This is a genomic window from Ruegeria sp. HKCCD6428, from assembly GCF_013110595.1.
In the GTDB taxonomy this organism is placed as follows: Bacteria; Pseudomonadota; Alphaproteobacteria; order Rhodobacterales; family Rhodobacteraceae; genus Ruegeria.
The window spans coordinates 1-20,288 of record NZ_WVQX01000007.1 but is presented as its reverse complement, the minus strand read 5'-3'; the positions used below and the strand labels follow the sequence as shown (position 1 = coordinate 20,288).

The following is a 20,288-nucleotide window of genomic DNA, read 5'->3' as shown; positions in this document are numbered from 1 at the left end:
GATGAGTGACTGGAAACCGAAACGCTTCTGGAAGGACAGCACCGTTGCCGCGGTTGATGGCGGCTTCACCGTCGAACTGGATGGCCGCAGGGTCAAAACACCCGCCAAAGCAGACCTGATCTTGCCAACCCGCCCCATGGCCGAAGCGGTGGCAGGGGAATGGGACGCGCAGGAAAAAGAAGTTGATCCTGCCATGATGCCGTTCACCCGTTCTGCAAATGCAGCGATTGACAAAGTCCGCATCCAGCACGGGGAAGTGGCCGACATGCTGGCCGATTACGGCGATTCCGATTTATTGTGTTATCGCGCAACCCACCCGCAGGAGTTGCAGGATCGTCAGAGCGCCGAATGGGACCCCGCCCTGGATTGGGCCGAGACCGCGCTGTCTGCCCGTCTGGTTCCGGTTGCGGGCGTCCTGCATCAACCGCAGCCGGAATCCGCCCTGGCGACATTGCGTTCTCGGGTGCACGGGCTGGATGCGTTCCAACTGGCCGCTTTTCACGATCTTGTCAGCTTGTCGGGGTCATTGATTCTTGGCTTTGCGGCCGCCATGAATTGGCGCAATCCGGACGAAATATGGCGCATTTCAAGATTGGATGAAACCTGGCAAATTGAACAATGGGGCCATGACGAAGAAGCCCATCAGGTTGCCGAGGCCAAGAAAGCAGCCTTTATGCATGCCAAACGCTTCTTTGAATTATCGGTTTGATCCTAAATTCCGGTTTTTTGAGCAAATCTGTAAACAGCTTGGGGCCTGATCCATCGATTTCGATGATCCGGCCCTTGACGTTTGTTTATGAATACGCCCAAACTCAGTGCCACTAAAGGGGAGACACCTTTGGGGTAACCTATCCGGCATCCACTTGCCGGGCAGAGCCGTCTCGGACGAGGCGGAAAATCAGGAAGAGGTAAAAATGAAAAAATCCGTAATCTTGGGCGCGGCAACGATTGCCGGTCTTGCTGCTGGCGCAGCCATGGCAGGGACCGTTGACGACGTTAAAGCACGCGGCAAGCTGAATTGTGGTGTGACCACCGGTCTGGTTGGTTTTGCTGCGCCCGACGCAAATGGCGAATGGCAAGGCTTTGACGTATCGCTGTGCCGCGCCGTTGCTGCTGCCGTTCTGGGTGACGCCAACGCCGTTGAATTCGTTCCGACCACTGGTAAGACACGTTTTACCGCTCTGGCCTCGGGCGAGATCGACATGCTGGCAAGAAACACCACCTGGACCTTCAGCCGCGACGTCGACCTGAAGTTCGAATTCACCGGTGTGAACTATTATGACGGTCAGGGCTTCATGGTTCCCAAGGCGCTGGGCGTCAGCTCGGCCAAGGAACTGGACGGCGCCCGTGTCTGCATCCAGACCGGCACCACCACCGAGCTGAACCTAGCCGATTTCTTCCGTGCCAACAACATCAGCTACGAGCCGGTTCCGATCGAAACCAACGCCGAAGCGCAGCAGCAGTACCTGGCTGGTGCATGTGACGTTTACACCACTGATGCATCGGGCCTCGCCGCAACCCGCGCCACCTTCGAAGCGCCGGACGAGCACATCCTGCTGCCCGAAATCATCTCGAAAGAGCCGCTGGGCCCGCTGGTCCGTCATGGCGACCACGAGTGGGGCGACGTTGTCCGCTGGACCCTGAACGCACTGATTTCGGCTGAAGAGCTGGGCGTGACCTCGGCAAATATCGACGAACTGAGCGCTGGCACCGACAACCCGGAAATCAACCGCCTGCTGGGTACAGAAGGCACTCTGGGTGAAATGCTGGGTCTGGACGCCGACTGGGCGGCCAAAGCGATCAAAGCTGGCGGCAACTATGGTGAAATCTTCGCCAAGAACATCGGTGAAGAAACACCGATCGGCCTGGCGCGCGGCCTGAACGCACAGTGGACCGAAGGCGGCCTGCTGTACTCGCCGCCGTTCCGTTAAGGCATCAATGGAAGAGGGCGCGGGGCAACCTGCGCCCTCTTCTACAATAAATTGCTGCGGGCAGATGCAGAGCGGGGAAAACCTCGCCGAAATGAAACAGCTCGCAAGCCACGGGGATCCCAAAATATGTCGACTATGACTGACCCACCGAAAGCTGATTTTCGGTTGTCTATGCTCATAAACGATACCCGCTATCGCTCTCTTACATTTCAGGTGATTGCGGCCATCGTCATTGCGCTTTCCATCTGGTATCTGGGCAACAACCTGATCCAGAACCTCAGGGCCGCAGGGCTCAATATTTCCTATGCTTTCCTCGGCGATTCCGCCGGGTACGACATCAACCAGCGTCTTGTTGAATATGACAGTCAGTCATCGCATGCACGCGCGGCACTTGTCGGTTTGCTGAACACACTGCTCGTGGCCTTCCTGGCCTGTATCACCGCAACGGTTTTCGGTGTGATCGCGGGTGTTCTGAGACTGTCGAACAACTGGCTCGTGTCGAAGCTGATGGCAGTATATGTCGAGATCTTCCGGAACATCCCGGTTCTGATCTGGATCATCATCATCTTCACGATCATGACGGCCGTGCTGCCGGCGCCCAGCGCGTTCCGGGGGGAAAACCCGACGTCTTCAATGCTGTTTGGGTCCTTCGCCTTTACCAATAGAGGCATTTATTTTCCCCGTCCCGAGTTCGCCAATGGCCTGTTTGCATCGACAGCCCTGAACTGGTTGCTGGTCATCGCCGTCTTGATCGGATCGTGGTTCGTTAGTGGCGAAGTCGAAAAACGCGCGACCAAGAAGCAGGAAGAAACTGGCGAGCGCCCCGCGACGCTGTTGCCGAAACTGGCAATCTGGCTGGTGCCTTTTGTGCTGTTGATGATCATCATGGGCCTGACTTGGGATGTCCCCGAGCTGAAGCGCTTTAACTTCAGCGGTGGACTGAATGCCGGTGGTCCACTGATTGCGCTGTGGTTTGCCCTGTCGATCTATACCGGTGCCTTTATCGCGGAAAACGTGCGTGCGGGTATTCAGGCGATCAGCAAAGGTCAGACCGAGGCGGCCGCCGCGTTGGGCCTGCGTCAGGGACGGATCATGAAACTGGTCATCCTGCCCCAGGCATTGCGGGTCATCATCCCGCCGCTGATCTCGCAGTATCTGAATATCACCAAGAACTCGTCTCTCGCGATTGCCGTTGGCTATGCGGATATCACCGCAACACTGGGTGGTATTACCCTGAACCAGACCGGCCGGGCGATTGAATGCGTTCTGCTGCTGATGTTGTTCTACCTCACGGCCTCGCTGCTGATTTCGACGGGGATGAACATCTACAACGCTTCCGTCAAGCTGAAGGAGCGCTGAGCCATGAGTGATCAAGCAACAAACCCGATCGCCTTCGTGGCCGAAGGCACCATCCCGCCCTCACCGCCGCCGGCAAATGAGACCGGCGTCATCAAATGGCTGCGCGAGAATCTGTTCTCAGGGGTCGTCAACTCGATCCTGACAGTTCTGTCGCTGATCCTGATCTACATTCTTCTCAAGAATACCTTGCCATGGATTCTGAACGGAGTGTGGAATGCCAACTCGCTCGCGGAATGCCGCGAGATTCTGGGGGACAAGACCGGAGCCTGTTTCGCGGTTCTGACGGAACGCTGGCCTCAGCTGATCTATGGGTTCAAGTACCCCGTCGATGCCTATTGGCGGCCGAACCTGGCCTTTGTTCTGATGCTGGTGGCGATTGCGCCGGTGCTGTTCTTTGACTTGCCTCGCAAGATGCTGTTGTTCACTGCGGTCTATCCCTTCCTGGCTTTCTGGCTGATCTGGGGTGGCACGATCCTCGTGCCTCTGGTTGCACTAGTTGGCTGCATAGCCGCCGGTGGTGTCTTCCAGAAGCTGGGCAACAACAACTTTGCCGCCGGGTTCTTCGGCGCAATTGTGACGGCACTGGTCATCTGGAACGTCGGAGGGGCCCTGATCCCGGAAGGCGCATCAGAGAATGCGTGGCTGACGGCCGTTCCCAGCCGTGACTTGGGCGGTTTCATGCTGAACATGATGCTGGGCGTAACCTGTGTGTCGCTGTCGGTACCACTTGGGATCGCACTGGCCTTGGGGCGACAGTCGAACATGCCGCTGATCAAGTGGGTCTGCGTCATCTTCATCGAGTTCATCCGCGGCGTGCCTCTGATCACGCTGCTGTTCGTGGCTTCGGTGATGCTGGCCTATTTCTTCCCGCCTGACAGCACGGTCGACCTGTTCCTGCGCGTGGTGATCATGATCACCATGTTCTCGTCCGCCTATATCGCCGAGGTGATCCGCGGCGGTCTGGCAGCGCTTCCGCGCGGGCAGTACGAGGCCGCAGACAGTCTTGGGTTGGATTATCCGCAGGCGATGCGGCTCATCATCCTGCCGCAGGCGCTGAAGATCTCGATCCCCGGGATTGTGAACGTGGCCGTGGGCCTGTTCAAGGATACTACACTGGTTTCGGTCATTTCGATGTTCGATCTGGTGGGCATGATCCGGGGACCCATCCTGGCGTCGACCGAATGGAACGGCGTCTACTGGGAGCTTCTGGGCTTTGCCGCGCTTCTGTTCTTCGTCGTCTGCTACGGCATCTCTCAATATTCTCAGTGGCTCGAGCGTCGCCTTGCCACAGATCATCGTTAAGGAGTTCAACACATGTCTGAACTTGCAATCGACCGCGAAATCGACCGCTCCAAGATGCAGGTGAGCGACGAGGTCGCCATTGAAATCAACAGCATGAACAAGTGGTACGGGTCCTTCCACGTGCTGCGCGACATCAATCTGACCGTCAATCAGGGCGAGCGGATCGTGATCGCGGGCCCGTCGGGTTCGGGCAAGTCCACCCTGATCCGCTGCCTGAACGCGCTGGAAGAACACCAGCAAGGCAAGATCGTGGTGGACGGTATCGAGCTGTCGAATGACCTGAAGAACATCGACAAGATTCGCTCCGAGGTCGGAATGGTGTTCCAGCACTTCAACCTGTTCCCGCACCTGACCATTCTGGAAAACTGTACGCTGGCCCCAATCTGGGTGCGCAAGACGCCCAAGAAAGAGGCTGAAGAGCGGGCGATGCATTTCCTGGAAAAGGTGAAAATCCCCGAGCAGGCTGACAAGTTTCCCGGTCAGCTTTCCGGCGGTCAACAGCAGCGTGTGGCGATCGCCCGCTCGCTCTGCATGATGCCACGGATCATGTTGTTCGATGAACCGACATCGGCGCTGGACCCCGAGATGATCAAAGAGGTGCTCGACACCATGATCGAACTGGCCGAGGAAGGCATGACCATGCTGTGCGTGACGCACGAGATGGGTTTTGCCCGTCAGGTCGCCAACCGCGTGATCTTCATGGATGCCGGTCAGATCGTGGAGCAGAACGAACCCGAAGAGTTCTTCAACAACCCGCAAAGCGAGCGGACCAAACTGTTCCTGAGCCAGATTCTGGGTCACTGACCTGCACAAAGGCTGAAAGAATTATGGCGGGGTGTTGCCCCGCCTTTTTCTATTCGATCAACTCACGCGGGATGGTGAACCCCAGCACCGTCCCGGTTTGCCATCGGACCTCGGCCCAGCTGTTTAAGTCGAACGACATGACGGTTGTTGCACAGGTTGGATAATCGAAAAAGCGTGTATGATTTGGCGGTTGTCGCACCAGACGGTTGGCAAAATCGGCGATCCCGGGATTGTGGCCCAACATCAATACCGCCGGTTCCGTAGCACCTGAAAGCTCTCGCAGCATGACCTTTGAATCAGCGTGGTAGAGCGCGCTGTGAAAGCTGACTTTATCGGCCTGCAAACCCATGCGATCCCATGTCTCGCGGGTGCGAGTTGATGTAGAGCTTAGGACTTCATCCGGCAACCAACCGTGGTGACGCAACCAAGCAGCGATGGCCGGGGCTGACTTTCGTCCACGCTTGTTCAGCGGGCGGTCATGATCGCCAAGACCCGGGCTATCCCAGCTGGATTTCGCATGACGTGTCAGGATCAGAATTCGGGTCATGACGGATGAAAGGCTTTCATGTGATGGGCCGATTGTTCCGGGTCGCGTCCTGCGCCCGCGCTCAGAGGGCAGGCTAGGCGGGCCAGACACCCGCCCGCCATACAGGTTTGACCTTCAGCGGTGCCCAGATGGTCGTGGCATGCAGCGACATCATAGAACTCCTGCGCGTTCAGCGCGCTGACCGGACAGGTCGTCGTGCAAGGCGCGGCGCAGCTTTCGCAAGGCGACACGCCGGAAGGGGCCGGGATGGCGAACTCTTCGGCAAAATGCAGTGCGCCCCGATAGGAAATCATCATCCCAACGGTATCATGCACCAATGCCCCGACCGGGCTGCTGAACGTCCGCCCAGATTTGAGCGCCCAGTCAATGAATGGCGTGTACGGAGGGCCGCCGAACGGGAAATACGCCTGTGCGCCGAGCCTTTCGGCCATCTGACCGACGATCCTTTGCGACCATCGGTCAACGGGGTCGGCCTGGTGCCATTCCGGTGAGGCCTTTAGTACGGGCCAGAATTCCGGCCCGGCCCCCAACAGGATCAGCGTGCCGGTTTCGAGGTCTTTGGCTGCAACGTGGCGAGGATGCAGCGCTCCCATGACCAACAATCCAGCATCACGGGCGGCGTTTTCAACCTTTTCATAAGGCGTCGCGTCAGGATCAGAGGAAGGCTGTGCAAGATGTGTCATGTCTCATCCTCCTCTCTTGCGGGGATCAGTCCGGGCGTATCAGCGACCCGGCCCCATGTTCCGTGAACAGCTCCAGCAGCACGGCATTGGGTGCGCGCCCATCAAGTATGACGACAGCCCGAACGCCGCTGTGCAGGGCGTCCAGTGCGGTTTCTGTCTTGGGTATCATACCGCCTGCAATGGTGCCTTCGCGGGTCATTTCCCTTATCTGACCGGCCTTGAGTTCGGTCACGACATCGCCCGCCGCGTTCTTGACACCGGAAACATCCGTCAGCAGCAACAGACGGTCTGCCTTGAGCGAAGAAGCGATTGCTCCGGCTGCCGTGTCACCATTGACGTTGAATGTTTCACCGTCGCGGCCTGCACCAAGCGGGGCGATGACCGGGATTACGTCATGTGAAAACAGATCATGCAGGATCTTCGGATTCATCTCGGCAGGGGTGCCGACAAAGCCCAGCGACGCATCCGTTTGATCGCAGACCATCAGGCCTGCGTCCTTGCCGGACAGGCCCACGGCTGATCCGCCCTGATCATTGATCGCCTGTACGATGCGCTTGTTCACGAGTCCGGACAGAACCATTTCGACCACTTCAACCGTGGCCTTGTCGGTCACTCGCTTGCCGTTCACGAATTCGGATTGAATGTCCAACTTGCCCAGCATTGCATTGATCATCGGACCACCGCCGTGGACGACCACCGGGTTCACACCCACCTGGCGCATCAGAACCACGTCCCGGGCAAAGCTTTCCATCGCCTCATCGCTGCCCATGGCGTGTCCGCCAAGTTTGATGACCACGATGGCTCCATCATAGCGCTGCAGATAGGGCAGGGCACTGTTGAGTGTGGCTGCGGTGGCGATCCAGTCCCGGTTCATATCTCGTGTCTTCATAGCTAAAGTCCTTCTGGAAAACCGTGTTAGGACCTTTGCCCCACGCTGCCAAGGGCGAAGCTATTCCAGATGGGCAATGATGGACCGCAGGGTCGCGATGCCGTCACCCTTTTCGGAAGAGGTAAGCACGATTTCCGGAAATGCCGCGGGATGTTTGGACAACGCGGCCCGGGTTTGCTCCAGCACCTTCTCGCGATCCTTGGCTTTGACCTTGTCTGCCTTGGTCAGAACGCATTGAAATGTCACGGCGCTGGTGTCCAGCAACTTCATGATTTCGTCATCGACCGGTTTTACCCCGTGGCGCGAGTCGATCAGGACAAAGGCGCGGCGCAGTGTCTGGCGCCCGCTGAGATATTGTTTCAGCAGCTTCTGCCACTTCTCGACCACTTTCACCGGGGCGTTTGCATAGCCATAGCCCGGCAGGTCCACGAGATAGAGTTCAGGGCCTTGGGTGAAAAAGTTGATCTCTTGCGTGCGGCCAGGCGTGTTGGATGCGCGGGCCAGACCCTTCGTGCCGGTCAAGGCATTGATCAGGCTGGATTTGCCCACGTTCGAACGCCCCGCAAAACAGACTTCCAACCGGTCAGGGGCGGGAAGGCCATTCATGGCGACAACGCCTTTGACGAACTCGGACGGGCCTGCAAACAGTTTGCGGCCTCGCTCCTGGGCGAATTCATCCGGGTCTTCGGCCAGGGGGAAGGGAAGCGCGGTCATAGCAGCTGCACCTCATCGTTGACGCGGATTTCGCCACCCTGGACTACCTCGGCGTAAACGCCGAAATCCTGATGGTCCCAACTGTTCAGGGCGCGCAGGGTGTCTGCGTCCCTCTCACCGGTTTCGGGATTGGCGGTGGTGGCCATACATCGCGTGATCCGTTCGCGGACGCGAAGCACGGCCTCGCCAATGCGCACGTCACGACCCAGCCAGTCAAACTCATCCCATAACGGCAGACCTTCGAACCAGATATTGCCGCGCCATCGAACAATGGACAGAGTCCGGTCCAGTTTCTGTTCGACTGCGCGATGCGATGCCATGTTGCACAGGCTGATCGATGGAAAGTCGCTGTCCGTCATACCGCGCCCCGGAACCCGAACGATCCGGGCAGATGCGGCCCGGTCCGCCGGCATAAGTGGCTTTACCCAGTCCAGAAAAGCCTCTTGTTCGGTGTCCGGCGCAAAACCGAGATCCGGTCGCTGCGGGTGGCGCAATGTAACCCGGTCGCCCTGCAATTCGGCCGAAATGGCCATCAACTGAGGCGCTTTTGAACCGCGGCTGAAATTGAAACAGGGTGCCCATTCCGAACCATCGGTTTTGGCGGCCTCATGAGCGACCGCCCAAACGCGATCCCCGGGCATGGTCTGCCCGGGGATGAGTGTGACTTGGCTCAGGGCTTCTCGCCCATGGCTTTTGATCGGGTGGCGCCAAAGGCTTGAGACCGTTCCGCTCATTTGTTGTCCGTTTTTGGCGTCCGCTTGAAACCGGACTTTATGTTTCCGAATACATCCGGCTTATAGCCCTGGCTGCGCATGATCAGATATTGCTGTGTGAACGTGATCGTGTTGTTCGCGATCCAGTACACGACCAGACCACTGGCGAAACCACCCAGCATGAACATGAAGACCCAAGGCATCCAGGCAAAGATCATGGCCTGCGTCGGATCGGTTGGCGCCGGGTTCAGTTTCTGCTGCAACCACATCGAAATACCCAGCAGCAGTGGCAGAATACCGATGAAGATCAGCGCCATCAGGCTTTCGGGTGCAGGTGCGGCCCAAGGCAGCAAGCCAAAGAAGTTGAAGATCGACGTCGGATCCGGCGCGCTCAGGTCCTGGAACGGGCCGAACCATGGGGCCTGACGCAGCTCGATCGTCACGAAAATAACCTTGTACAGCGAGAAGAAAATCGGAATCTGCAACAGAATTGGCAAGCAGCCTGCGGCAGGGTTCACCTTTTCCTTTTTGTACAGCTCCATCATGCCCTGCTGCATTTTCTGGCGATCATCGCCTGCGGCTTCTTTCAGGGCTTCCATTTGCGGCTGCAATTCCTTCATCTTCGCCATCGAGACGTATGACTTGAAGGCAAGCGGGAACAGGATGGCCTTGATGATCAGCGTCAGGCCGATGATTGACCACCCCATGTTCCCAATCAGGGCATTGATGTTGTGCAGCAGCCAGAAGATCGGCTTGGTCAGGAAGTAGAACCAACCCCAGTCGATGCTGTCGATGAACTTCTGAACACCTTCCGCCTGATACTCCCGGATGGTTTCCCATTCCTTGGCACCGGCGAACAGTCTGGTCGTGACCTCTTCCGTCGTACCGGGCGCGACCGTCAGCGTCGGCAGCACTGTTTCCGTCTGATAGATTTTACGACGTGAATCGTATTTGGCAGCGGCCTTGAACGCTGAACCCTCGGCCGGGATCAGGGTGGTCATCCAGTAGTGATCCGTAAACCCGATCCAGCCGCCTTCTTTGACCTGATAGACCTCGGCCTGTGCGCGTTCATTGGGGTCGATATCGAAATCGCGCACATCGCCATAGTCGATCTCATCCAGAACGCCGTCAGCCATGACCATGACGCCTTCGTGAAGAATGAAGAAGTTCTTCAGGCCCGGCAGGTCACCGTCTTCGCCTATACCGTGGCGTGCCAGAATGCCGTAGGGGGCCATGCCGACCTCAGCGTCCGTGGTGTTCTCGACCGACTGGGTGACCGAGAACATATAGTCTTCATCAACGGCAATGGTGCGGCGGAAGGTGAGGCCGTTTCCATTGTCCCAGGCCAGCGTGATCGGAGTGTCAACACCCAGAGTTTCGCCCTGCTCAAGCGTCCAAAGAGTGTTCGGGCCGGGAACGTCCGCTACCGACAGGCCCGCACCGGGGGCCCAGCCATAAAGCGCATAATAGGCAGAGTCACTTCCAACCGGGGACAGAAGTTCGACGATCGGAGAATCCTCGGCCAGTGAAACCTTGTAATCCTTCAGCGACAGCTCATCAATTCGGCCACCGGCAAGCGACAGGCTGCCCGTCAGGCGGGGCGTGTCGATGCTGACGCGGGGCGCCTCGGGTTCGGCTTCGGCTTCAGTGGCGCTTGCAGTTGCTTCGCCGACCGTACCGGTATCAGCGGCGCTGGGCGTCTGAACCTCATTCCCTTCGATGCTGGCGATTTCAGCCTGTTCCGTGGTTGGTGTGGGTTCCGGCGGGGGGAACAGCACGAACCAGACCAGGATCACGAGAAAGCTGAGCGCGGTTGCGAGGATGAGATTCTTGTTCTGATCGTCCATCTGGGACAGCCACCTTGAGCAGTGAAAGACACCCGCAGGGTTCAACAGAGTGCAGGCCCAAAGGTCAAGCGGAATCGCTCGTCATTTCGTCACGGATTGGTCTTCTGTGGCGCAGTTTCCGGTTCTTCAGCCGGTTTGCCGCCCGATTTTGGGCATTCCGTCGACCTTGTTGCGATGAGACGTGATCCAGCCCTCGGTTTTTTCGAAAGGCATGGGCTTGCCGATGCCAAACCCTTGAACATGGTCACATCCCAATTGCGCCATCAAGGCGTGTTCTCCGGGCGTTTCAACACCTTCAGCAAGCGTTTCCAGGTTCAGCCGTTCTGCCATGGTCAGAATTGCGCTGGCCAACTGCTGCTGGCTTGGGTCCTGGTCCGCCTTTGTCACGAAAGAGCGGTCGATCTTGATCCGGGACACGTTGAACCGCTTGATTGACGCGATCGAGGCATGCCCTGTGCCGAAATCGTCCAGATCGATACAGCACCCCATCGCGGCCAAGCCCGTGACATTGCGGGTGATTACGTCATCCGGCCCTCTGGAAAACACGGTCTCCAATACTTCGACCGCCAATCTGTCCGGGGTCAGATCGCATTGATCCAATTCCCATTTCAGGCGGTCGATCAGCCCCGGGTCACGCAATTCGTCCGACGAAAAGTTGATGCCGATGCGTGGTACGGTCAGACCGGCGCGATCCCATTCGCGCATTGCGCAAAAGGCGTGATGCCGCATCGCCTGCCCCAGTTTGCCCATCAACTCCGCCTGTTCGGCAAAGGGCAGAAAGACATTGGGACCCAGCACTCCTTTTTTCGGGTGTTCCCAGCGGGCCAGAGCCTCGAACCCGGACACGCGCCCGGTATCCGTCGAGATCTGCGGTTGAAACCATGGACGAATTTCACCGCTTTCCAGCGCCGCATCAAATTCCTTGCGCAGATTGGTTCTGACCTGAGCCCGGCGACGTGTTTCGGACGAAAAGGCACGAATCGTCGACGGCCCGTTTTGCTGTGCTTCTTGCAGCGCGTTGTTTGCAGCGTTGCACCAATCCGTCGCGGTGCCGTCGGGGACATTGCTGCTGAGGCAGAAACCGATAGAGCAGGACAAGTAAACTCCGGTTCCGTTCAGCATGATGGGGTCTTCGACCGCGGATTGCATTCGTCCCGACATCTGAATGCAGGTTTCCAGATCAAGCTGTTGCGCCGGGTGCAGAACAACCATCATCTTGTTTCCATCGATCCGGGTCGCGGAGTCACTGGCGCGGATCATGGACATGACACGAGAGCAGAATTGCTGTGCCACATGGTTTGCTGCTGCTTGGCCATGCAGTTCAAGTATTTGCGTATAGTCGTCCAGGATCACAGCGAAACAGGCCGACGTTTCACCTTTGCGGCGACTATCCGAGAGCACCTCTGCCAGAACGGTTTCGAACTGGTCATTCGGCAGCAGGCCACCCTGTTGCCGTTTCCTGTCTGCCGGGCTGGGTGCTATTGCGCCTATACCGGCAATCATCATGGGCAAGCCCAGGGCCACCGCGACCAAAGCGCGTTCACCGCCAAGCCAGAACGCCCCCAGGCTTGTTGCCGGAACAAAGGCAAGAACGGCTGGGCCGTATGCCACATTTCTCAAAGCTTCAATAATACGGTCGACGAAAGGATGATTCCGCATCGGGTCCTGACCTTGGGCATGAATGGTATGCCGAGCCTAGGAAACCAGTCTGAGTCAGTCGTTAACGCAGCAGCGGTATTTCTTCCAAATTTTCCGCTTTTTCGTCAGAGTTTACGGAAAGATTAACAAAATCAAAGAGTTTCGCATCCAGAAGGTGCGACGGGCGTGCATTTGTTAACGCGCGGAACATAACCTGACGCCGACCTGGACTGTTCTTTTCCCATTGATCGAGAATCTGTTTGACCTGCTGCCGTTGCAACCCGTCCTGACTGCCGCACAAATCGCAGGGGATGATCGGATATTGCATGGCCTTGGCAAATTTCTCGCAGTCGGCTTCGGCGACGTGGGCAAGCGGGCGGAAGACAAAAAGATCTCCCTCTTCATTCACCAGTTTCGGTGGCATGGTGGCCAGACGGCCTCCGTGGAAGAGGTTCATGAAAAACGTTTCGAGAATATCGTCGCGGTGGTGGCCCAGCACGACGGCGGAACAGCCTTCTTCCCGGGCAATGCGATACAGGTTGCCGCGGCGAAGTCGCGAGCACAGGGCGCAATATGTTCGGCCCTGCGGGACCTTGTCCATCACAACAGAGTAGGTGTCCTGGTACTCGATCCTGTGTGGCACACCCATGCGGTCCAGAAACTCTGGCAGGACCGTTGCCGGAAATCCGGGTTGTCCCTGATCCAGATTGCAAGCCAGAAGATCGACGGGCAGCAATCCGCGCCATTTGAGTTCGTAGAGGACGGCCAGCAGCGTATAACTGTCCTTGCCGCCCGACAGGCAGACAAGCCAACGCGGCGGTGTGCCGGTCTTGTCATGGGCGGAGGGGTCCACCATCCCGTATTGCTCGATCGCTTCGCGGGTCTGGCGCACGATGCGTTTGCGCAGTTTCTTGAACTCGGTGGTCGAGGGCGCGCCAGCAAAGAGCGGGTGGATATCGTCTGCATCATCAAACATGCGCTGCCCCTACAGCAGATGGCGCAACCGGGCAAGTGGCGGGTCAGCCAAGCCGCGCCAGCAGGGCGCCGGTATCCAACCCGGCTACTGCTCCGGGAATGCGGCCGCTGTCACCGGAAAGACGTGTGGCAACAAAGCCATCAGCCACAGCGCCGGGCGCATGGCGCAGCAATTGCGAGGCTGTCAGCAGCAGAGCCGTACGTTCAGCGTACCAGCGCGCTTCGGCCTCGGGCGGCGGACCGGGCCAGCGGCTGCGATGCGCGGTCAGAGCTGCGTCATAACTTCTGTCCGTGCCTCTCACCGCATCCAACTCGGCCCCCAGAACCTCGGCGGCCAGCGGCTCACGCGCCAGGGTGCGCAGGATATCGAGGCAGATCACATTGCCTGACCCCTCCCAGATGCTGTTCAGGGGCGCTTCACGATAGATCAGGGGCAAGGGCGTGTCTTCGACGTACCCCATGCCGCCCAGCACTTCCATCGCTTCGACGACGACGACCGGGCAGCGCTTGTTGTTCAGGAACTTGGCCAATGCGACGCCGATCCGGGCAAAGGCCTTGTCTTCGGGTGTCTGGCCGTCAAATGCCTGCGCCACACGCATTCCCAGAGTCACTGCGCCTTCCCAGTCCAGAACAAGGTCGGACAGGACCGCTTGCATCAGCGGTTGATCAATCAATCGGCGCTGAAATGCGCTGCGGTGTTCCACCCAATGATGCGCTGCGCTGAGCGCGGCACGCATCAGCCCGGCCGGCGCCATGGCTGTATCAAGCCGCGTGTGGTGCACCATTTCCAGTATGGTGCGCACGCCCGCGCCTTCTTCGCCCAACTGATAGGCCAGCGCGTCATGATACTCGATTTCCGAAGATGCGTTGGATTTGTTGCCCAGCTTGTCCTTCAGACGCATCAGGTGGATCGCATTGCGTTCGCTCTCGAGCCAGCGGGGCACCAGAAAACAGGTCAACCCGCCGGGCGCCTGCGCCAGTGTCAGGAACCCATCCGACATTGGCGCGGAACAGAACCACTTGTGCCCGCGCAAGCGCCAGTGATCCCCGTCGCGGGTCGCAATGGTCGTATTAGCGCGTATGTCCGAACCGCCCTGTTTCTCGGTCATGGCCATCCCCAGCGTCACGCTGGTCTTTTGACCGATCGGTTTCTTCGAAGGATCATAGTGGCGGGCCATGAGTTTTGGCTGCCAGAGTGAGGCAATGTGTTCATTGGCGGCCAGTGCAGGGATTGCTGCATAGGTCATGGTCATCGGGCAGCAATGCCCGGGTTCGACCTGTCCGGCCAAATAGACCATCGCCGCATGGGTCGCGTGCCCTCCGGGCTGTCTATCCCAGGCCAGTGCGGCATAGCCCGCCGATTGGCTGATCTGCATCATCTGATGATAGGCCGGGTGAAAGCGCACCTCGTCCAGGCGTCTGCCGCCGGGATCGAACAGCCGCAGCTCTGGCGGATGCCGGTTGGCTTCCCGACCCAGTTCCCGCGTTTCTTCGGTTCCGAGTGTTTTGCCATATGCCGCCAGTTCCAAAGCGCGCGCGCCCGCTGTCTTTGCTGCGTCTTGCAGGACCGGATCGGACAGCCAAAGATCGGTGCCGCCGCGCGCGGGCGGTTGGTTCAGGACATCGTGGGTTGGCAGGGTATCGCGCGCTGGGGATTTCATCGGGACCTCGGGTTGGACTGGTCCAACTGTTCAGGCGCGGCACTTGCCGGTCAAGTCTGACGAGGGGTCAGGACGAAGGGTCGTTATGCTTGTCGTCAGGTACCGGATCGTATCCGTCGCCGCCCCAAGGGTGGCAACGGCAGATCCGATGAGCGGCCAGGTAGGATCCTTTGACCGCCCCGTGTTTCTCCAGCGCCTCAAGCGCATAGGCGGAACAGGTGGGTTGGTAGCGACAGTTGAAACCGACCCATGGGCTGAAGATCAGCCGATACGCCCGAACAGGCAGGGCGACGATATGGGACAGGAAGGTCATTTTTCGGCCGCATGCACCTTGCGGAGCGCATAGCGCAGGTCGTCCAACAGTGCGTCATAGGGGCGGTTGGCGGTAACCTCGGCGCGGCCGATCAGGACGTAATCCCACCCGTCGCGGCCGGCTTCGGGCAACACGGCCCGCGCGGCTTCGCGCAGACGGCGCTTGGCGCCGTTGCGGGCCACGGCATTGCCCACTTTTTTCGAGCAAGTGAAGCCCACGCGAATCCCGACGCCCTCGCCGGGCGCGCGCTTGCGGGCCTGAACCATCATCGAAGACGTGCCTTGTCGGCGGGCACGCGCCGCTTTCAGAAAGTCGGACCGCTTCTTGAGAACGGTCAGGGGTGCAGATGCACAAACGGACGCCGCCGGGGGCTTGTTCCCGGGGTGGTTCCTACCAACCTCAGGGGCCTCCGGCGGCGTCATGTTCATAACCTGATCGGTGAGCGGTTTACGCGCTCAGCGATTTGCGGCCGCGTGCGCGGCGTGCATTCAGGATCTTGCGGCCGGCCTTAGTGGCCATGCGCGCGCGGAAACCGTGGCGGCGTTTGCGAACCAGGTTCGAAGGCTGATAGGTGCGTTTCATCGCTCCGTCTCCAATCTATGCGGTCGGGTGCGGCGCGGATTCGCCTGCCCGTGGTGTTCGAAGCCCGTCCTCTACTGCCAAGCGGGGGGTAAGTCAAACCCCAACGGCCAGGTTTTCGCAGCTTTTGCAACAATTCTGTTACCGGCTACGGCAAAAGGTTTCAAAATACCCGTTTATCGCCGAAATCTCTCACATTCGGTGCCACAAAGATCAAGGCCCCGTGATCCCCCTGTTGCTGGCCCGTCAGTCAGCGCATCTTGGGCACAAGATGAAGCACAAAGAACCGGAAAATCTGATGTCCGACACGAGCCAGGCGCCGCGCAATGGTTTCGCGCGCCACATTCCGTTGCTTGTAATCCTGAGCGTTGCCGTTGTCGGCTTTTTCACGCTTGGGGATTACCTGACTTTCGAGACCTTGCGGGACAATCGCGAGGCGCTTCTGGCGTGGCGGGTCGGTCACTATTGGGTCATGGCAGCCGCTTTTGTCGCCATTTATGTCGTCATAGTGGCCTTTTCACTGCCCGGTGCCGCGGTGGCTTCGATGACGGGCGGTTTTCTTTTCGGTCTTTTTGCGGGAACCGTTTTCAATGTCGTGTCCGCCACCATCGGTGCGTCGGCGATCTTTCTGGCGGCGCGCTGGGGCTTGGGCGAATCCCTGACGTCGCGCCTGGAATCATCAGAAGGCACGGTCAGGAAACTGAAGGACGGTCTGCGGGAAAACGAAATCTCGGTGTTGTTTCTGCTGCGTCTGGTGCCGGTGGTGCCGTTCTTTGTTGCCAATCTCGTGCCGGCTTTGGTCGGTGTGAAGTTCCGCAATTTTCTTTTGACGACCGCGCTGGGCATCATCCCCGGAGGTATCGTGTACACGTGGATCGGGGTCGGTTTGGGCGGTGTATTCGACCGTGGGGAAACGCCTGATGTTTCGTTGCTGTGGGAACCGTTCGTGATCGGGCCGATTACAGGGTTGTGCGTATTGGCCGCCTTGCCCATCGTTTTCAAAGCACTGCGCGCGAAAAGAGGCACCTGAACCATGAAAGAGTTGAAAACCGATCTCCTGGTCATTGGCGCCGGGTCCGGAGGATTGTCCGTCGCTGCGGGCGCCAGCCAGATGGGCGCGGATGTTGTCCTGCTGGAAGGGCACAAGATGGGCGGGGATTGCCTGAATTTCGGCTGTGTCCCGTCGAAGGCGCTGATCGCAAGTGGCAAAGCGGCCCATGCTCAGGCGCATTCCGTTCGTTTTGGCATCGCTGATACAATCCCTCAGGTCGACTACGCCGCAGTAAAGGATCATGTTCATGATGTGATCGCGCAGATCGAACCGATGGACAGTCAGCAGCGATTCGAAGGCTTCGGAGTGAAGGTCATCCGCGAATATGGCACGTTTTTATCCCCTGAAAAGGTGCAGGCCGGGGATCATGTCATCTGTGCACGTCGCATCGTCATCGCGACCGGTTCATCACCGCTGGTGCCGCCGATTCCGGGGTTGGACACGGTGCCCTACTATACGAACGAAACCATCTTTGACTTGAGAGAGCGGCCAGATCACCTGCTGATCATCGGGGGCGGCCCGATCGGGATGGAGATGGCGCAGGCCCATATACGCCTCGGCAGCAGGGTGACGGTCGTCGAAGGGCTCAAAGCCTTGGGCAAAGACGATCCCGAGGCTGCCTCCGTGGTGCTGGATACCCTGCGCAGTGAAGGCGTGGACATCCGGGAAAACGCCATGATCGCGCAGGTGCGCGGAACAGAGGGCGCTGTGGAAGTCGTTGCCGAAAACGGTGAAATTCACCGGGGCTCTCATCTTTTGATCGCTGCCGGTCGCAAAGCCAATATCGAGCGTCTGAACCTGGAGGCAGCCGGAATTGAACGCACGAAAACAGGCCTCAGAACGGATGACGCGCTGCGCACGACCAATCGCTGCGTCTATGCGATCGGAGATGTGGCCGGTGGCCTGCAATTCACCCATGTTGCAGGGTATCATGCAGGTGTCATCATTCGTTCGGCCCTGTTCGGACTGCCGTCCAGGGCGAAAACGGAACATATTCCTTGGGCCACCTATACGGACCCGGAGCTGGCCCAGGTCGGACTGACCGAAGCTCAGGCCCGCGAGGCGCATGGTAAAAAGCTCGAAATCGCCCGCTTTGACTATCTCCACAATGACCGGGCGATTGCCGAGCGCAAAACCAAAGGCTTCGTCAAGGTCATGGTCGTGAAAGGCCGACCCGTCGGCGCCACAATCGTCGGGCATCAGGCGGGTGAGTTGATCAACTTGTGGTCGTTGGCTTTGGCCAATAACCTGAAGATGGGGCAGATCGCCGCCATGGTTTCACCCTATCCGACGATCGGAGAGCTTAACAAACGTGTGGCGGGTGCTTATTTCTCGCCAAGGCTGTTTGAGAATCAGACAGTTAAACGAGTGGTCAGGTTCGTCCAGCGCTGGATTCCCTGACCTGAGGAGGGGCGCAAATTGAACTCGCTTTCGGGCCGATTTCTGATCCTGACGACGGTCTTCGTCATGTTGGCCGAGGTTCTGATCTTTGTCCCGTCGATCGCCCGGTTCCGCGAGGACTTTCTGTTGAACAGGCTCGAACGCGCGCAGATCGCCTCGCTGGCTTTGCTGGCGGATGATATGCTGGCCGAAGATCTTGAGGCGGAACTGCTGGCAAACGCAGGCGTCTACAATGTCGTATTGCGACGGGATGAGGTTCGGCAACTGATGCTGTCGTCGCCGATTCCCGATCCAATCGCCGGCACGTTCGATTTGCGGGATGCAAGCCCCTGGATTCTTATCCGGGATGCGATCAGCCGCTTTCTCAAACCCGAAAACGAAGTCATCCGGGTCATCGGAGAACCGGTCAAGGGGGCAGGCCTTCTGATCGAAGTCACCATGGACAGCATACCGTTGCGAACGGCGATGATTGACTACGGGTTGCGTATTCTCGGTCTGTCCTTTGTGATCTCCATCATCACGGCGTTTTTCCTGTTTCTCGCCGTACGCGTCGTACTTGTGCGGCCCATCAAAAGCGTCGTCGGCTACATGCAGCGCTATGCCAGTGCGCCAGAGGACGCGCGTGGCATAATCTCGCCGAATTCGAAGGTGACGGAGCTGCGAGAGGCCGAGGAGGCACTGAAGATGCTGCAAACGGACCTGACCCAGGCGCTCAAACAGCGGGAAAGGCTGGCGCAGCTTGGGGGGGCCGTAGCCAAAGTCAGCCATGACTTGCGCAATATCCTGACGTCGGCGCAGCTGTTTACCGATCGGATCGAGGCCAGCGATGATCCGCTGGTGCGGCGGATGGCGCCGAAACTGGTGAATTCCATCACCCGGGCCGTGTCCCTTTGTGAAAGCACATTGGCCTTTGGCCGCGCGGAAGAGCCCGCGCCCACTCTGACTATGGTTCCGATCCGCGCAATCGCGGCGGATGTCGCGGCCAGCGAACAACTCGCCGTCGCCGATGCCTGCGTCGAAATCGTGAACGAAGTGCCGGACGCGCTTGTGGCCCGCGCCGACCCCGAACAATTGTACCGCGTCATCATGAACCTCGTGCGCAACGCGAGACAGGCTCTGGTTGCCTCCGGAAAACCTGGACGGGTTACCATTGCGGGGTGTGAAAACGACGATGCTTGGTGCATCGAAATCCGCGACACGGGGCCGGGTCTTCCCCCCAAGGCGCGCGAAAACCTGTTCACGCCTTTCCAGGGCGGGGTCCGAAAGGGTGGCTCGGGTCTGGGGCTGGCAATCTCGCAGGAGCTGGTGCGCGGCCATGGCGGGGATCTGGTTTTGAAAGAGACCGGACCCGAGGGAACAGTCTTTGAAATCAGCCTTCCGCGCGGGGACATGACTTTTTGATTTTTTTTTGAAGAATCGGCTTGCACGTCTCGGGCAGCAGGTCTAAACACCGCCTCACCAACGCGGACCGATAGCTCAGCTGGATAGAGTACTTGACTACGAATCAAGGGGTCGGGGGTTCGAATCCTCCTCGGTCCGCCATTTTCCTTTGAATTCATCGGAAAAATGGCGGTTTTTACCAGCTACCCGCCAACATACCCGCCAAAGTGGTGGCTAGTTTCGAATGGCCTGTAGACATCGACGGATTGATACCGGGAAATAACTCGTCAGTTCAAACTGACTATGAGTTACCTGATCGGGTTCAGCCAAATATTCTATCCGTTTACTGTTTTTTTGCTGGGCGACATACTTCCATACAAGTTCTAAGTTAACTCCTAGGGTCAGGATGCATTGATTTTCGCTGCGCTGCGTGACTCACGGCTCCCAGAACGGAGGGGAGACATGAGCGATCTTTATTGACGAACCGACGCGCAGATGGCG

Annotated in this window: 20 protein-coding genes and 1 tRNA gene; 9 read left to right on the top strand and 12 right to left on the bottom strand. The window is 58.6% G+C overall.

The genetic code is table 11. The features are described from left to right. Window position 1 precedes the first annotated feature (1 nt). The 5 genes from GS620_RS15315 to GS620_RS15295 all read left to right on the top strand — a co-directional run bounded on the left by GS620_RS15315 (window position 2) and on the right by GS620_RS15295 (window position 5,396). On the top strand, window positions 2–709 hold the full coding sequence (locus GS620_RS15315) for an ATP12 family chaperone protein (RefSeq protein ID WP_171616742.1): 708 nt from the start codon (window positions 2–4) through the stop codon (window positions 707–709). Between the two features lie 205 nt (window positions 710–914). Further along, complete coding sequence (locus tag GS620_RS15310) at window positions 915–1,931, top strand: amino acid ABC transporter substrate-binding protein (RefSeq protein ID WP_152456916.1); 1,017 nt, start codon at window positions 915–917, stop codon at window positions 1,929–1,931. 126 nt (window positions 1,932–2,057) lie between these two features. Further along, complete coding sequence (locus GS620_RS15305; RefSeq protein ID WP_152456917.1) at window positions 2,058–3,290, top strand: amino acid ABC transporter permease; 1,233 nt, start codon at window positions 2,058–2,060, stop codon at window positions 3,288–3,290. Between the two features lie 3 nt (window positions 3,291–3,293). After that, a complete protein-coding gene (locus tag GS620_RS15300; protein WP_171119635.1) occupies window positions 3,294–4,592 on the top strand; it encodes an amino acid ABC transporter permease in 1,299 nt (432 codons plus the stop codon). 12 nt (window positions 4,593–4,604) lie between these two features. Further along, on the top strand, window positions 4,605–5,396 hold the full coding sequence (locus GS620_RS15295; RefSeq protein ID WP_152456919.1) for an amino acid ABC transporter ATP-binding protein: 792 nt from the start codon (window positions 4,605–4,607) through the stop codon (window positions 5,394–5,396). Between the two features lie 49 nt (window positions 5,397–5,445). On the opposite strand, the gene GS620_RS15290 is transcribed toward GS620_RS15295, so the two are convergent. The 12 genes from GS620_RS15290 to rpmH all read right to left on the bottom strand — a co-directional run bounded on the left by GS620_RS15290 (window position 5,446) and on the right by rpmH (window position 15,958). After that, window positions 5,446–5,943, bottom strand: a complete 498-nt coding sequence (locus tag GS620_RS15290) for a histidine phosphatase family protein (protein WP_171119633.1) — start codon at window positions 5,941–5,943, stop codon at window positions 5,446–5,448. Beyond that, a complete protein-coding gene (locus GS620_RS15285; RefSeq protein ID WP_171616741.1) occupies window positions 5,940–6,626 on the bottom strand; it encodes a ferredoxin in 687 nt (228 codons plus the stop codon). Before GS620_RS15285 ends, GS620_RS15290 begins: the two co-directional genes overlap by 4 nt. Window positions 6,627–6,651: 25 nt before the next feature. After that, window positions 6,652–7,515, bottom strand: a complete 864-nt coding sequence (gene argB / locus GS620_RS15280) for an acetylglutamate kinase (protein ID WP_171119631.1) — start codon at window positions 7,513–7,515, stop codon at window positions 6,652–6,654. 60 nt (window positions 7,516–7,575) lie between these two features. Beyond that, complete coding sequence (gene yihA, locus GS620_RS15275; protein ID WP_171229721.1) at window positions 7,576–8,229, bottom strand: ribosome biogenesis GTP-binding protein YihA/YsxC; 654 nt, start codon at window positions 8,227–8,229, stop codon at window positions 7,576–7,578. After that, entirely contained in the window at window positions 8,226–8,963 is a 738-nt protein-coding gene (locus tag GS620_RS15270) for an MOSC domain-containing protein (protein WP_171205990.1), read from the bottom strand. The genes yihA and GS620_RS15270 overlap by 4 nt, the downstream gene beginning before the upstream one ends. Further along, window positions 8,960–10,789 carry a membrane protein insertase YidC gene (yidC, locus tag GS620_RS15265; RefSeq protein WP_171616740.1) on the bottom strand — a complete coding sequence of 610 codons (1,830 nt, stop codon included), beginning with the start codon at window positions 10,787–10,789 and terminating at the stop codon, window positions 8,960–8,962. Before yidC ends, GS620_RS15270 begins: the two co-directional genes overlap by 4 nt. Before the next feature lie 126 nt (window positions 10,790–10,915). Then, window positions 10,916–12,448, bottom strand: coding sequence for a bifunctional diguanylate cyclase/phosphodiesterase (locus tag GS620_RS15260; RefSeq protein WP_171616738.1), 1,533 nt, complete (start codon window positions 12,446–12,448; stop codon window positions 10,916–10,918). 61 nt (window positions 12,449–12,509) lie between these two features. After that, window positions 12,510–13,403 carry a tRNA 2-thiocytidine(32) synthetase TtcA gene (gene ttcA / locus GS620_RS15255; protein WP_152456926.1) on the bottom strand — a complete coding sequence of 298 codons (894 nt, stop codon included), beginning with the start codon at window positions 13,401–13,403 and terminating at the stop codon, window positions 12,510–12,512. Between the two features lie 43 nt (window positions 13,404–13,446). Continuing rightward, window positions 13,447–15,063 carry an acyl-CoA dehydrogenase family protein gene (locus tag GS620_RS15250; protein ID WP_171616736.1) on the bottom strand — a complete coding sequence of 539 codons (1,617 nt, stop codon included), beginning with the start codon at window positions 15,061–15,063 and terminating at the stop codon, window positions 13,447–13,449. Window positions 15,064–15,130: 67 nt separating this feature from the next. Beyond that, the gene (yidD, locus tag GS620_RS15245) at window positions 15,131–15,376 is read right to left on the bottom strand and encodes a membrane protein insertion efficiency factor YidD (RefSeq protein WP_152456928.1); all 246 of its coding nucleotides are present in this window, start codon (window positions 15,374–15,376) and stop codon (window positions 15,131–15,133) included. Beyond that, complete coding sequence (gene rnpA / locus GS620_RS15240) at window positions 15,373–15,798, bottom strand: ribonuclease P protein component (RefSeq protein ID WP_171119624.1); 426 nt, start codon at window positions 15,796–15,798, stop codon at window positions 15,373–15,375. The genes yidD and rnpA overlap by 4 nt, the downstream gene beginning before the upstream one ends. A gap of 25 nt (window positions 15,799–15,823) precedes the next feature. Next, window positions 15,824–15,958: a 50S ribosomal protein L34 gene (gene rpmH / locus GS620_RS15235; protein WP_005980833.1), complete on the bottom strand. Its 135-nt coding sequence runs from the start codon at window positions 15,956–15,958 to the stop codon at window positions 15,824–15,826. 295 nt (window positions 15,959–16,253) lie between these two features. Here rpmH and GS620_RS15230 point away from each other — a divergent pair, with 295 nt between their 5' ends. The 4 genes from GS620_RS15230 (at window position 16,254) to GS620_RS15215 (ending at window position 19,949) form a co-directional block, all read left to right on the top strand. Beyond that, a complete protein-coding gene (locus GS620_RS15230) occupies window positions 16,254–16,985 on the top strand; it encodes a TVP38/TMEM64 family protein (RefSeq protein WP_171616734.1) in 732 nt (243 codons plus the stop codon). Window positions 16,986–16,988: 3 nt separating this feature from the next. After that, window positions 16,989–18,407 (top strand): NAD(P)/FAD-dependent oxidoreductase, encoded by a 1,419-nt coding sequence (locus tag GS620_RS15225; RefSeq protein ID WP_171616732.1) that lies wholly within the window; start codon window positions 16,989–16,991, stop codon window positions 18,405–18,407. A gap of 18 nt (window positions 18,408–18,425) precedes the next feature. Next, window positions 18,426–19,808: a HAMP domain-containing sensor histidine kinase gene (locus tag GS620_RS15220; protein ID WP_253283963.1), complete on the top strand. Its 1,383-nt coding sequence runs from the start codon at window positions 18,426–18,428 to the stop codon at window positions 19,806–19,808. A 64-nt stretch (window positions 19,809–19,872) separates the two neighbouring features. Continuing rightward, window positions 19,873–19,949: transfer RNA gene (locus tag GS620_RS15215), tRNA-Arg, on the top strand. Window positions 19,950–20,288: the final 339 nt, after the last annotated feature.